Origin of the sequence: Oceanobacillus piezotolerans (assembly GCF_003665065.1) — a bacterium.
In the GTDB taxonomy this organism is placed as follows: Bacteria; Bacillota; Bacilli; order Bacillales; family Amphibacillaceae; genus Oceanobacillus; species Oceanobacillus piezotolerans.
Genome location: NZ_RCHR01000003.1, coordinates 362602 through 375959 on the forward strand (window position 1 = coordinate 362602; position 13358 = coordinate 375959).

The window sequence follows — 13358 nt, forward strand, 5'->3', positions numbered from 1 at the left end:
AGAGCTGGGACAAAAGGGATTTATCAAAATAATAGTCTGAACTTTGGTTAGCGGAGGAATACCGCTCCGGGAACAGTAATAGAAGTCGCAGCGTATCTTGTAGGCTCTCACCTAGACCCATTCTCCCGTAGGACAAGGAAAGCTTCGGTAGCACATCGTACGAAACAAAAGTGTTTTTATTTTTCGAGGACTACGTAATATTTCCTTTGCTAATTTGGTATATTGTTCGGCAACTGATTATGTCTCAGTCTCATACTATTATATAATATGCAGATTAATATTTTGATAATTAGTATATTTACAATTATAATGAGTGGTATAAATAAAATGAAATTCTTAATTCTTAATGAAAAAGTAATTTGAGTAACTGCATTTCCAAATAAGGTTAGGAGTCCCAGACAACCTAAATGCAATTGAAGTGAAAGGATGATAAAGGTTGAAGGCATTTGTGTTAGAGAATGGTAAGCAGTATGTAAAAGAGATGGAAGATCCAGTCGCAGGGAAAAATGAAGTAGTTGTACGTTTGAAAGCTGCTGGGTTAAATCGTCGTGACCTATACATACCAAATCGAGTAGGGGATAAGAAGGAAGCATTAATCTTAGGATCGGATGGAGCCGGTATAATAGATTCGATTGGTGAAGGAGTAACTAATGTTGCTATTGGTGATGAAGTCATCATAAATCCCTCACTTAGATGGTTTGAAAATACAGATGCACCATCAAAAGAGTTTGATTTATTAGGCATGCCTGACCATGGTACATTTGCTGAGAAGATTGTACTCTCAGAAGAACAAGTAGAGAAAAAGCCTTCATACTTATCGTGGGAAGAAGCGGGAGTCCTTGCGTTATCAGCGCTAACGGGTTATCGAGCATTATTTACAAAGGGAAGTATTAGAGAAGGCGAGACGGTATTTATTCCAGGCGCAGGTAGTGGAGTATCTACTTATATGATTCAATTCGCTAAAAATATCGGAGCCAAAGTGATTGTAACATCCAGAAGTGAAGCAAAACGAGAGAAAGTTAAAGAGCTTGGAGCGGATATCGTCCTTGATACAAATAGTGATTGGAATAAGCAATTAGAAAATGAACAAATTGACCTTGTTATTGAAAGTGTAGGGAGGGCGACGTTTAATCGCTCGTTATCGGTACTAAAAAAAGGTGGAAAGATTGTTACGTTTGGTGCAACAACCGAGGATACGATTGAGCTTAATCTCCGAAACTTTTTCTACGGCCAATATCAGCTGTTAGGTACGACGATGGGAAGCAGGGAAGAACTTCGTGAGATGCTAAAGCATATGGAACATTATCAAATGCATCCCGTTTTAGATCGTACATTTCCCATCGAACAAACTCAAGAGGCATTGGATTTCTTAAAAGACAGCAAACAATTCGGTAAAATTGCAATCTCTATTCCATAAATGAGCAAAACCTATTTAACCTTACTAAGTTAAATAGGTTTCTATTTTATTAATTGCTTGCTGCATTTTTTTACTGTTTTGCTGATACATTTTCTTAGCAGTTACATTTTCTGTCGACAAAGCATAAAGCTCAAGATCTGCTTGACACTTTTTCATTGTGGCAAGAAGTAAGGGTTTCTCGCTTGGAGACGGAACAGCGATTTTATCGTCATATAAATCTACATAGAACTGTCCATCTGTGTCTGCCTGTCCCAGGAAGACATTTTCAATACTGACGTTCAGCTTTGCTAATTCTGCTTCTAACCATGATTTGTTTAAATTAAGATTTGCTAAAGATTCATACAATACATTACCATCCATCACAACGGTTTGTGGTTCTTTTTGAGGTGCCAAAGTAATTCCCAAGTCTTTAGCTGTAAGTGGTTTGTTTTCCCGCTTTGGCAGTACATTTAAAGAGCCGTCTGGTTCCAATACTGCAAACTCTACATCAGATGCGAGGAAGATATCTTTATTCCTTAATTTTTCAAGTAAATCATCTGACGAATATCCTTCTTTCTTTAAGTTATCCTCCATGATCTTGCCATCCTGAATGAAAACCGTACTTTTTCCTTCTGTAAAGTTGCGAAAGGCTTTACTTTTTAAAGATATTCGTTCAACTGAATAGGGGATAAGGAACCAGATGAACATCGCAATAATCGCATAAGTAATGTTTAGGTCAGGTTCAATAGTATGGATTGCAACAATTCCACCTAAAACAATTCCAGAAATATACTCGAATACATTTATCTGTGAGATGTGTTTAGAGCCTAGTATTTTGGTAAATGTAAACAATATTACCAATAAGGCGACCGATTTGATTATAACAATAATCCAATCTGGCATATAACCACTCCTTATAATCAATATTGTGGTTCTTGTCTTGAAAGGTAAATGATTTGCTTTTCTAAATCCTGCTTTATTTCTGTAATGATTTGCTGTACTTCGCTAAATGCCTGTTGTGCTTCTGCTTCTTGTACCTTATTAGCTAATAAATCTAAGTTTGCTTCAATATTTTTCACGGAAGCAAAGGTGCCTTTTACTTGTGAACCTACTGTCATATAGATTTCTCCTTCTATTATCCTTTTGGTTTAAAAAGAATTGCCCCTATAACACCAAATACAATTGCAGCAGAGATACCCGCACTTGTTACTTCAAACATACCGGTTACTACACCGATAATGCCATGCTTCTCTGCTTCTAGCATGGCACCGTGTACGAGTGAATTTCCAAAACTCGTTATCGGCACGGTTGCTCCAGCTCCAGCAAAGTCAATAAGAGGCTCGTATAATCCCAAACCATCCAATAGTGAACCTAAAACCACTAAAGATGTTAATGTATGGGCGGGGGAGAGCTTAAAGACATCAAACATAATTTGTCCAATTACACAAATAAGTCCACCGATGACAAAAGCCCAGAAAAATATCATATCATATCACTTCCTGACTCTATAGAAACTGCGTGGGCAATGGTAGGAATCGTATCTCCTTGATTTACACTTAATGGGGACTGTAAAGATCCCGTTGCCACCACTAGGATCCGTTTCAATTTACCTTCTTTCATCTGTTTAAGAAAGTGTCCGTACGTGACAATTGCAGAGCATGCTGGACCACTTGCGCCAGCTAAGACCGGTTGACCTTCTCGGTAAATCGTCAATCCACAATCAACATATTTTTCTTCAGGTATGTCAATTCCTTGTTTATGGAGCAAATCTAAAGAAACTTCTCTACCAATGTGTGCAAGATCACCTGTAATGATCAAATCGTAATAAGAATGATCAATTTGTCTTTCTTTAAAATGCGTTACAATCGTATCTACAGCGGCAGGAGCCATTGCTCCTCCCATATTAAAAGGGTCGTTCATCCCCATGTCCATAATTTTGCCAAGGGTTGCTGATGTAATAATTGGCCCATTACCCTCACTTGCAACAATGGCACAACTTGCGCCAGTAACTGTCCACTGTGCGGTAGGTGGTTTTTGCCCCCCATATTCAGTAGGGTAACGAAACTGCTTCTCTGTTGCCGCATTATGACTAGAAGTACCACTAAGTATATAATTTGCTCCTTTAGCGTTAATGATGGAGGCAGACAAAGCAAGACTCTCCATCGAAGTTGCACATGCACTAAATAACCCTAAATAAGGAATTCCGATTGTTTTTGCAGCAAACGTAGTTGGAGTAATTTGGTTAATTAAATCTCCGCTTATAAAAAATTGGATTTGTTCCTTTTCTATCGGACTTTTCTTAATGGCTGCTTGACATGCTTCTTCCATCATAAGCTGTTGAGCTTTTTCAAAAGAATCTTGATTTAGCCAAATATCTTCATGAAGAATATCAAAGGCATCAGAAATATTCCCTTTCGCTTCAAATGGACCACCGACAGTACCAGTTGATATAATAGTTGGCTTATTCTTAAAAAGCCAAGTTTGGTGACCTTGTAACATTAGAAACCTCCCCATTTCAATAAGATGGTTTTAATTAAGGCAACAATAAAAGCGGAGAAAACTCCGTATACGATGACAGGACCTGCGAGCTTTAGCATATTCCCACCAACGCCTAAAATAAACCCTTCTGTACGGTGTTCAATAGCTGCAGATATTACGGCATTTCCGAATCCTGTTACAGGCACTGCAGAACCAGCTCCGGCAAACTGTCCAAGTCTGTCATATATACCAAACCCTGTTAAGAGCATGGTAAGGAAAATTAACGTAGCTGTCGTTGGATTACCAGCTGTCTGCTCTGTGAAATTGAAATAGTAAATATAAAAAGTAGAAATACATTGTCCAATTAAACAGATGGTTCCTCCAATGAGGAAAGCCTTTAAGCAATTTTTAAATATTGGTCTTTTTACTTCTCGCTTAGATTGAAACGCCTGATATTCTTGAGCTTGGGGTGGTAAATTTTTCTTTTTATTATTAGCCACTCTGACTCACTCTTTTCTATATTTATTAGGTTTGTTCTTTTGATAATTTAGATATACGGTCTATTTCCTTTTCTAATTCCTTGCTCTTCAAATCATTTGATTGTAACTTCTCTTCTATTTTTTCTATTTCGAGATAGATTTTTTTATCGGTAGAAAGCTCAATTTTATAGTCGGGAAAAGATTCCTCGACTTTTTTCGTCAGTTTTTTCTTCATTTTCTCCAGGTTAAATCGTTTGTGATGTTTTACTTTAACGCCAATAATCATTCTATCTTTGTTGTTTATTGCCTTTACAGCTGTTACATCCTCATTTTTGCTAAGAATATCCTTAGCTTGGTTCGATGGTTCTTGGCTCGAACCCTGATTTGATGAGATATGTTTTACCTCAATATCTTGAGAAGGGGATTGCTCCCTGGAAAGCTCATTGCTGCATGCCGCTAATAAGGAAAGGATTAAAATATAAAGAATAAAGTATCTCTTTAACATCATTTTCACTGCTTTCTAAAGATAGTTGGTATGTATGAGGTTAGATAAAAATCTAACCTCATAGGTTGTACTATTGTTTATATTGAGGTTCTTCTTGCTCAATTTGCTGCATTCTTGGCTCAATCGTGTCCAGAATTGATTGAGTTTGTTGTGCAGCACTTTGATATAGCTGCTGTGCTTGTTTATTATCCGTTTGCAATGCAAATTGTTCAAAACTTGCTTGAGCACTCTTTAACCCTGCAATGGTTTGCTTTACTTGTGAGGCAACAGTCATTTTTTTCCCTCCTAATCAAAATTCAGGTCACTATAAAGTTTTTGTTTTCTTTAGCTAAATATACTTTCTATAATTTTCCTTATGGATATAAAGGCGTTGTGAGTTAAGTGTTTTATTATTAAAAAAATATTGAAAAATCCGGTAATTTATTAGAAAAGTGTTCAGGGAGAGATAAAACGAATTAATTCGTCAAAGCATTTAATGATGCTCATATTATGAATAAGGTATAAAAAGCAAAAAAAAAAAAGGGGGATACCCTCTCTTTCAACGCTTATTTAAATTTTTGCTTTGTACAAATGCAGAAACATCCATACGTGTCGAATTATTGTATTTTTTAATCATCTGCTGCTTCCAGGTATCCTCTCTTTTATTTGTGGAGCGATTTTTGTAATATGCTTTCATTTCCTCATCAAATGTCTGTAATAAAGGTATTTGTAATTCATCTGCTTTATAGGTATTTTCATGATAAACGGCTTCCATTGGTAAACGTGGCTTTAATTCTGGTTGTTGATCTGGATAGCCTACAGCAATCCCGAATAAAGGAATTGCATGGTCTGGGAGGTTTAAGATGGAACTGAACGCGTTTATATTATTTCTCAAGCTGCCTAAATAACAAATTCCCAGTCCCAATGATTCTGCGGCTATTGCAAGATTCTGTGAAGCAAGAGCAGCATCTATAATAGTTACGATGAATTGCTCTGTGCTCTCAATCGTTTCTGCCATGCTATTTTTTTCTGATTCAGTTGCCCGAAGTTGTACACGATGCAAATCACCGCAAAAAATAAACAAATGTCCATTGTCAACTACATGTCTGTGACCTGAAACTTCATATAATGCTTTTTTGATCTTCTCATCAGTTATTCCTATAATCGTATAGGCCATAACATGACTTGATGTAGATGCTTGTTGAGCTGATTTTACTAATAGTTGAATTTGTTCGGTGGATAGCTTCTCCTTTTTAAATTTACGAATAGATCGATGATTTAGAATGGTCTCTATGGTACTATTTATAGTCATCTCTAGTCCCCCCTGAAAATGTTTATGGTATATGAAATGTATAAGTAATAACATCATCTGCTTCATTTATGGTTTTTAATTCAACTTCTTCCATACTGGATGTAGTGATGGAAATCGTTTGTTCGTCTAACCATTCTATACTTTTAAATGGTCTCGTATAATTTAAGGTGCTTCTTTTTTTATTTTCTTCTGGTATAATTCTTTCAAACGTTTCCATATTGACTAGGGCAATATGATGTTGTTCTTCATTTTTCGAATAATTTCTGCTAAATTGCAAAATCATTTTTGTCTCGTTTGGAGATAAAATGGTTTGTTTATATTTTGCCAAATCAGTTACAAGAAAGGATGAACTTATGGATTCCTCATTAATTAGCATATAAGAGCAAAGGTCACGACTGCAAGCAAATTCGAGCAAATACAAGGACTCATTATTAATGGGAAGGGGAATGAGATTCATTTCCTCCATTTTATCGTTGGGATTAGGAAACCCATTTAAATACTGCTCCAATATTGGAATATCATCTAAATTTATTTGGACATTCTTATTGAAAGCGGGAATAACGAGTGTTTTATCTTTTTCTACGAGTTCTGTGGATTCATTCTTAGTGTTTGGTGGATCTTCGCTATCGGCTTTTTGTATTACTGAATCATTGCTGGGCGAACAGCCAAAAAGAAAAAGAAGAAGAATTACTATTGTATAATATTTCAATTTTTTCGCTCCTATGCTATTAGAAATCATTGCCTTTATTATACATGATATTTTAGAAAATTGACGGGAATCACAAAATTCATCTATTATTAAGACCTATATAGATTCGTGCCAAGCACAACATTTCCTATTTCGAAGTGAGAACTAGTACTTTTTTGGCGTTATGTGCATTTTAATTTGTTATGTTTTTTGATAGACTTTATGGTAGAAATCTATTGAGGTGATAGGAATGAAAACCTTTATGTTAAAGAAGCTGCATATAATGAAAACTGACAATCATGATGGGAAAGATATCGCGTTAATTGATGGGCTTATTATTAATAGAGAAGATAATGATAATTATTGGTTAATCGAAGCCTATATTGAGAAAAGTTATAAGGATTTTTTTCAGAAATTAAAGGAAAACGAAGAAGAATTGTTATTAGAAGTAAAAATATCAAAAGAGAATAATAAACCTGCAATGTTCACAACACACATCATTGAAATAAATGATATTGGTGAAAATATGAATGTCTTGTTTAAAGGTATTATAGTGGAAAAAAGCTAATGGAATAAAATACATTCCTGCAGTCATTGTTCTATTTTTCTCTCTTTAATAAAGCTGTAGATTTAAAAAAAAAATCATATGAAATTACGAACATTAGCCTGTATCCAAAGTCTTTTTGTTTTTTTGTTGATATAATTAATATAATCTACAATTCAGTCACAAAACAATAGGAGCATACTATGAAATACTATCATTCTAAAATGAATTGGGTAAATAAATTAAGCCCTGTACAATTATTATTCATTTTTTATATTATTGCGGTAATTGTCTCAACACTGCTGCTTTCTTTGCCTTTCGCACATCAAGAAGGGGTAGAGATAGCTTTAATTGATATCATGTTTACAGCAGTAAGTGCAGTAAGTGTTACTGGTTTAAGCACTATTTCGATAGTAGATACATTTAGTGTTCCTGGAATCATTTTACTTTCCATCATACTTCAAATTGGGGCAGTAGGTGTGATGGCTATAGGGACATTATTATGGCTTTTATTAGGAAAAAAAATAGGGCTAAAAGAGAGACAAATGATAATGACCGATCAAAATCAAATAAGCTTCCAAGGAATGGTACGTTTAATTAAAGAATTAATTTACGTCCTGCTCATCATAGAATTAATTGCATTTATTGTCTTGGGAACTTACTTTTTACAATACTTCCCAACTGCAAAAGAAGCTTATTTGCATGGCTTTTTTGGTACGATAAGTGCTATTTCTAATGGAGGCTTTGATATTACGGGAACTTCATTGATGCCATTTAGCCATGATTATTTTGTTCAATTCATAAATATACTTCTTATCATTTTTGGAGCTATTGGTTTTCCTGTATTAATTGAAGTGAAGCAGCATATTTTTGCTTCAAGTGAAAAAAGAAAGACACTTAGGTTCAGCTTATTTACGAAGATTACAACCTTAACCTTCCTGATTTTAGTTGTTATAGGGGCAATAGGTATTTATCTATTGGATTTTAATTATTTCTTTGCAAATAAAACGTGGCATGAGTCCTTTTTCTATTCTTTGTTTCAATCTGTAACTACTAGAAGCGGAGGACTTTCAACACTGGATGTAAGCCAATTAACAGAAGAGAATCATTTATTTATGTCTTTTTTAATGTTTATCGGAGCTTCACCTAGCAGTGCTGGTGGAGGGATACGGACAACGACATTTGCATTGGTTATTATTTATATCATTACATATGCTCGAGGAAGAAGAAGTATACGTATATTAAATCGTGAGATTCATGAAGAAGATCTAGCTAAAGCTGTTACGGTGACCTTAATGGCAGGCTTTCTTGTTTTTGGCAGTTCCTTAATTATATCAAAGTTAGAACCTTATAATTTGATGCAAGTTATCTTTGAAGTTACCTCAGCATTTGGAACGGTAGGGTTATCTTTAGGAATTACTAGCGAGTTGAGTGCTCTGAGCAAGGTGATTTTAATGATATTAATGTTTATTGGGAGGGTTGGTATTCTTACTTTCCTGTTTATGTTTAAAACTAAGAAGAAAAATGGGAATTATCATTATCCAAAAGAGAGGATACTTATTGGTTAAGTGATGCTTCGATGGGAAGTGTATTGTTCGGTCAATTATTTTAATGAGTCCAAGGCTTCTTGTATAGTAAACTTTGCCCCCCCAAAGAAAATAACTGAAGTAATATGAACATACTTTGGGGGGATTACCCAATAAGATATTTACATGATTTATAGCCAATACTAGGGGCAAATTACCGACGCATTGCTTCAATCTGCCATAAACTTCTTGTGAGATAAAAGATAATAGCTTGTGCTCTAATCATCGCACAAGCTATTTCTAGTTGAATTAGCAGTAAAATGCTGCGCCAACTATTATTAATAGGATGAAAAGCACAACAATCAGCGCAAAGCCGCTTCCATAACCGTAACCGTAACCACCGTAACCATAACCACCACAATAGCTCATGCTCTTTCACCTCCTACATTACATTTACAATATATGTAGGCTAAACAAATGTGTCTGGACGTTTGCACTAGGTCAGAGCGATTTTATTCTCTATAAAAAGGACTTTCACAGTCAAATGGTGTCTAACTGGTGTAGAAATGTTTGTAGTGTAATTTTATATTTTATTAAGATCAGTAGTGGATCACTCAAATATTATTGGGTAATAGACAATACTTTTAATTGGTCATTTTCATACCCAATTGTAAACTCCAGATTGTGTTGCTCCTTTTTGGAATCCCGCCGTTTTATAACTATCTCAATTGAAATATTTACTGATTCCTCATTAATTTTTTTGCTGTTTAGATTAGTATAATCTAACTCTATAATATCATTGTATTGATCGCGGAAATCAGCATACGAACGATTGACTTGTAAGGAGCTTCCTAATAAGGTATATGCATTTACATAATCTCTCATTTCAATGCTGTCGAGGAAATACTCAACAACATACTCGGCATCTGAGACATCGGTTGCTGGTTGTTTGAGATTAGAAATGTCAGATGTACTTGCAAAGTCTAATTGGTCATTTTGTTTTTCGTTAGACCACTGTTGAATTTGGTCGTAAACATCTGCTATTGGAATGCTAAATCCAATTGCGCCATCCTGTGTACCGACTGAATTGATTCCAATTATCTCTCCAGTACTTCTATTTATCAGAGGACCACCGCTATTACCATGAGTTATTTGGGCAGAGATTTGATAAGCGTTTGAATAATGATACCCATCGACAGAGAAGCTTCTTTCGTTCCCTGAAATAATTCCTAGTGTTACTGTATTTTGAAAGCCATGTGGACTGCCTAAAGCTATTACTTCATCGCCTATTTCCGCATACGACTCGGTTTCTAATGGCAATAGATTTACGTTTGAAAGCTGTGGAACTCGGACAACCGCTATATCTGTATCTTCACCAATACCAACAACTGCAGCTGGGTAGATTCTTGCATTAGCAGTTCTAACGTAGATAGCATCAGCATCTTTGATAACATGGGCATTCGTTATAATATCACCTTTCACATTATACAAAAAACCAGATCCAGTCATTGTGCTTATCTCGTTCATTGCCTCTATTTGTACTACATTTTTTTCTGCTTCATGGATAATCGATTTTAAACTTAGCTGTTCTTCCTTTACTTGTATTTTTGACACAGCTGGAGTATGAATGACCATTTCTTGGGCCGTCCAGCGCTGGTACAAAAAAATCATAGTAATAATACTTCCTATAACAATAACGATTGTAAGTATGATAGGCGTATATTTTTTCTTATTCATCATCTTCTCCTCGTTTGTAAAAAGTAAGGTTACATTAATCCGTATACCAGGTGATTTTATTTACTTTAACGGTCAGAGATTGATCTTTTATATCATAATGAGTAAATTCAAATTCACCGGTTTCTCCTGGATATAGGGTATCAGGATATACGAACACTTCATTGGACAAAATCTCCATCTCTTGTTCATTCATAAGACTGTATTCAATGACAGTAGAATTCGTTGGAATAGTAGCAACGCTTTTTACTTTTCCTTTAACAACAAGATTGCCTTGCTGATCTTTTTCTATGTTGGCTTCCAATAATTCGATTGCATCGTTCTCATTTCGTTCATAATCCTCTTGTGCAATACTCATTGCTTGTTCAATTCTTTGTTGCTGTGCTGTTTCAAAAGCAACTTTTTCTTTCTCAATAGTAGTGTGAAGACTGGATAATTTCTCAGAATCAGGGGCGTATTTCATACCATCCTCAACGAAAAAGCTAGCTTCTCTGAAGTATTTATTGGATAATGACTCACTTGCTTTCGTAAAGGAATAGTCAATAATCTGATTTCGAATAGAGCTCGTTATATCAGATGCCTTTTCCCCGACCGACTCTGCCTCCCATAAAAGGATTTTTAAATCATCTATGGTAGGTTCATTATTGAGGGCACTGTTAATCTGTGCAATCTTCGTTGAATCCCTGTTTTCATTCATGAACTGAACTAATTGATTAACGGCCTCACCGTTGTATAGCTTTAATTCATTATCTATCTCTGAATAAATCCCTAACGCTTCTTGAAAATCCCCATTTGCTGCTTTCGATTCTGCATCTGTTAGCATTTGTTCAATTCGTTGGACGGCTTCGAGATATTCTAGTGAAATCTCTGCTTGTTGAAAGCTGCGGTTGTATTTCATAGCTTGATTAAACATCGATGCAGCAGCTTCGTAGTTGCCATCTAAAAGTTCTTGTTCACCTTGGTTATAGTAGTCCATTGATCTAGCGGAGTTTGTTTGTAAAACCAAATAAAAAATGCTGGTAATTACTGTCATTATTATTATAGCAAGTAAAGGGATAAACCAGTATCGATTCTTTTCTTTTCTCCCAACCCGAAGCTCCATATCACTAGGTAATTTATTTCCGCATTTTACACAATAAAGTTCTTCTTCCTTAACAAGGGTCCCGCAATGTGGACAGTGCATAAGTATCACCTCCATTAGAAAGCTTGCATACAACATTTTAACATATTATTTCTTTATTTCGGCTGGTAATTTGGTATATGATAGAGGAGTAAATAACTTTCATTTTAGAGATTTACTTTTGATACGCTTACAGAAAGGGGTGCATGAAAGGGATGGAAGTAGTTTTCGGTATCATCTGTTTTGGCATACTTGCTCTAAATATTGGTTATTGTGTATTGGATGGAGAAAAGTAAGAAGAGAGGACAAGCTAATGCTTGTCCTCTTTACATTTCATTTCCTGTCTTATCTCGTAAAAGAATTGGAGATGGGATTAAGAAAAATTGTGGAACAGCATCCCGATAGATTATGAAATATTTATAACCCCGAGCTATTCATTATTTCGTTCGACTCCACTCACTAAAAGGATAGATGATAATTTCAGATTTTCCAATTATTTCATTTTCTAAAATAAGCCCTAATCCATTTCTGCTGTCTTTACTAATGGCTCGATTGTCTCCCATGACAAAATAATGGTTTTCCGGAATGGTTTCCGGACCATAGTTTCCCGTTCTTAACATGGATTCTTTCGATAAGAATTCCTGTGTATATCGTTCATTATTGATGTAGAGTTCTCCTGCTCTGATTTCTATGGTTTCACCGGGTAGTCCAATTACTCTTTTAACATAGTTTTTATGAGGTCGTTGGATAATAACAATATCGCCACGTTCAGGCTCATCTACTAAATAGACTAATTTATTGAAAATGACTCGTTCTCCATCTTGGAGTGTTGGATTCATACTTTCACCTTCAACGATAGAGGTTGCAAAGATAAATGTTCTTAGAAATAGAGCAATCCCGATGGCTATAACGATGGCTTTTATCCATTCCCACCATTCGTTCTTCTTTTTTGTTTCCGTCACAGAAGACATTCCTTCCCATATCAATATATATTCATAGTAGCACAGTAATGAAGGCGAATCGACCAAAAAATCTTGCGGTAAAATTGAAAGCTTTTATTTATCGTAAATGAAAATCAGTTCACCACTATAGATAGAAAATTATATGTTTATTGAATAAACGAAATTAATGGAAAAGGTTGTTAATAGTGCGTTACTGTGCTACATTATAGTAAGAACTTTTTGCAAAAAGGAGGCTTATATATTTTAATAATGATGGAAAATCTTTTAAAGAAAATTGAATATCTACGAATCAAAATGTCTGAGATAGCAAATGAAAAAGGATTAACACACCGTGAATCCATCGCTGTCAGTCAAGAATTAGATCGGCTATTAAACCTCTATGAGTATGAAAAAATGAAGGATAGTGAAAGAATCAAATTAGAATAGTATAATCGTTACTTTAAATTACCCTTCTGTAAAAAGCTTCTAAGCGATTTATTCCTTCTGAAATGGTGGCCGTATCACAGGCATAGGATAATCGCATATATCCTTCCCCGACTTATGAAAAACTATTATCTGTACTAATGCGAGTTTTCTTTTACCTGCTAAATCTAACCCTATTCCAAAAGAGAATATCTTTATAATGGAAATACTAG

At 35.2% G+C, this 13358-nt stretch carries 17 protein-coding genes; 4 read left to right on the plus strand and 13 right to left on the minus strand.

What is annotated here, in order from left to right:
* Positions 1–436: 436 nt before the first annotated feature.
* A complete protein-coding gene (locus D8M04_RS09850) occupies positions 437–1417 on the plus strand; it encodes a zinc-binding dehydrogenase (RefSeq protein ID WP_187695435.1) in 981 nt (326 codons plus the stop codon).
* A gap of 24 nt (positions 1418–1441) precedes the next feature.
* Here D8M04_RS09850 and D8M04_RS09855 read toward each other — a convergent pair whose 3' ends face one another.
* The 9 genes from D8M04_RS09855 to D8M04_RS09895 form a co-directional block, all read right to left on the minus strand.
* Positions 1442–2299, minus strand: a complete 858-nt coding sequence (locus tag D8M04_RS09855; protein WP_121522746.1) for a DUF421 domain-containing protein — start codon at positions 2297–2299, stop codon at positions 1442–1444.
* A 17-nt stretch (positions 2300–2316) separates the two neighbouring features.
* Complete coding sequence (locus tag D8M04_RS09860) at positions 2317–2514, minus strand: DUF1657 domain-containing protein (RefSeq protein WP_121522747.1); 198 nt, start codon at positions 2512–2514, stop codon at positions 2317–2319.
* A gap of 17 nt (positions 2515–2531) precedes the next feature.
* The gene (gene spoVAE, locus D8M04_RS09865) at positions 2532–2882 is read right to left on the minus strand and encodes a stage V sporulation protein AE (RefSeq protein ID WP_121522748.1); all 351 of its coding nucleotides are present in this window, start codon (positions 2880–2882) and stop codon (positions 2532–2534) included.
* On the minus strand, positions 2879–3895 hold the full coding sequence (gene spoVAD / locus D8M04_RS09870; RefSeq protein ID WP_121522749.1) for a stage V sporulation protein AD: 1017 nt from the start codon (positions 3893–3895) through the stop codon (positions 2879–2881). Before spoVAD ends, spoVAE begins: the two co-directional genes overlap by 4 nt.
* Complete coding sequence (gene spoVAC / locus D8M04_RS09875) at positions 3895–4374, minus strand: stage V sporulation protein AC (protein WP_121522750.1); 480 nt, start codon at positions 4372–4374, stop codon at positions 3895–3897. Before spoVAC ends, spoVAD begins: the two co-directional genes overlap by 1 nt.
* Before the next feature lie 25 nt (positions 4375–4399).
* A complete protein-coding gene (locus tag D8M04_RS09880) occupies positions 4400–4858 on the minus strand; it encodes a YhcN/YlaJ family sporulation lipoprotein (protein ID WP_222928583.1) in 459 nt (152 codons plus the stop codon).
* 70 nt (positions 4859–4928) lie between these two features.
* Complete coding sequence (locus tag D8M04_RS09885) at positions 4929–5132, minus strand: DUF1657 domain-containing protein (RefSeq protein ID WP_121522752.1); 204 nt, start codon at positions 5130–5132, stop codon at positions 4929–4931.
* Positions 5133–5396: 264 nt separating this feature from the next.
* Positions 5397–6149 carry an oxygen-insensitive NADPH nitroreductase gene (gene nfsA, locus D8M04_RS09890; protein WP_342772638.1) on the minus strand — a complete coding sequence of 251 codons (753 nt, stop codon included), beginning with the start codon at positions 6147–6149 and terminating at the stop codon, positions 5397–5399.
* 22 nt (positions 6150–6171) lie between these two features.
* Positions 6172–6858 (minus strand): hypothetical protein, encoded by a 687-nt coding sequence (locus D8M04_RS09895; RefSeq protein ID WP_121522753.1) that lies wholly within the window; start codon positions 6856–6858, stop codon positions 6172–6174.
* 229 nt (positions 6859–7087) lie between these two features.
* On the opposite strand from D8M04_RS09895, the gene D8M04_RS09900 reads away from it, so the two are divergent.
* Both D8M04_RS09900 and D8M04_RS09905 read left to right on the plus strand, forming a co-directional pair.
* Complete coding sequence (locus tag D8M04_RS09900) at positions 7088–7405, plus strand: YwpF family protein (protein WP_121522754.1); 318 nt, start codon at positions 7088–7090, stop codon at positions 7403–7405.
* Between the two features lie 179 nt (positions 7406–7584).
* Positions 7585–8949, plus strand: coding sequence for a TrkH family potassium uptake protein (locus D8M04_RS09905; RefSeq protein ID WP_121522755.1), 1365 nt, complete (start codon positions 7585–7587; stop codon positions 8947–8949).
* A 267-nt stretch (positions 8950–9216) separates the two neighbouring features.
* Here D8M04_RS09905 and D8M04_RS09910 read toward each other — a convergent pair whose 3' ends face one another.
* The 4 genes from D8M04_RS09910 to lepB all read right to left on the minus strand — a co-directional run bounded on the left by D8M04_RS09910 (position 9217) and on the right by lepB (position 12723).
* A complete protein-coding gene (locus tag D8M04_RS09910) occupies positions 9217–9336 on the minus strand; it encodes a YjcZ family sporulation protein (protein WP_121522756.1) in 120 nt (39 codons plus the stop codon).
* A gap of 192 nt (positions 9337–9528) precedes the next feature.
* On the minus strand, positions 9529–10644 hold the full coding sequence (locus D8M04_RS09915) for a S1C family serine protease (RefSeq protein ID WP_121522757.1): 1116 nt from the start codon (positions 10642–10644) through the stop codon (positions 9529–9531).
* Positions 10645–10678: 34 nt separating this feature from the next.
* Positions 10679–11824, minus strand: a complete 1146-nt coding sequence (locus D8M04_RS09920) for a zinc ribbon domain-containing protein (RefSeq protein ID WP_121522758.1) — start codon at positions 11822–11824, stop codon at positions 10679–10681.
* A gap of 374 nt (positions 11825–12198) precedes the next feature.
* Positions 12199–12723: a signal peptidase I gene (gene lepB, locus D8M04_RS09925; RefSeq protein ID WP_425464016.1), complete on the minus strand. Its 525-nt coding sequence runs from the start codon at positions 12721–12723 to the stop codon at positions 12199–12201.
* Positions 12724–12942: 219 nt separating this feature from the next.
* Between lepB and D8M04_RS09930 the strand changes: the two genes are divergently transcribed.
* Positions 12943–13149, plus strand: a complete 207-nt coding sequence (locus D8M04_RS09930; RefSeq protein WP_246001171.1) for an aspartyl-phosphate phosphatase Spo0E family protein — start codon at positions 12943–12945, stop codon at positions 13147–13149.
* Positions 13150–13358: the final 209 nt, after the last annotated feature.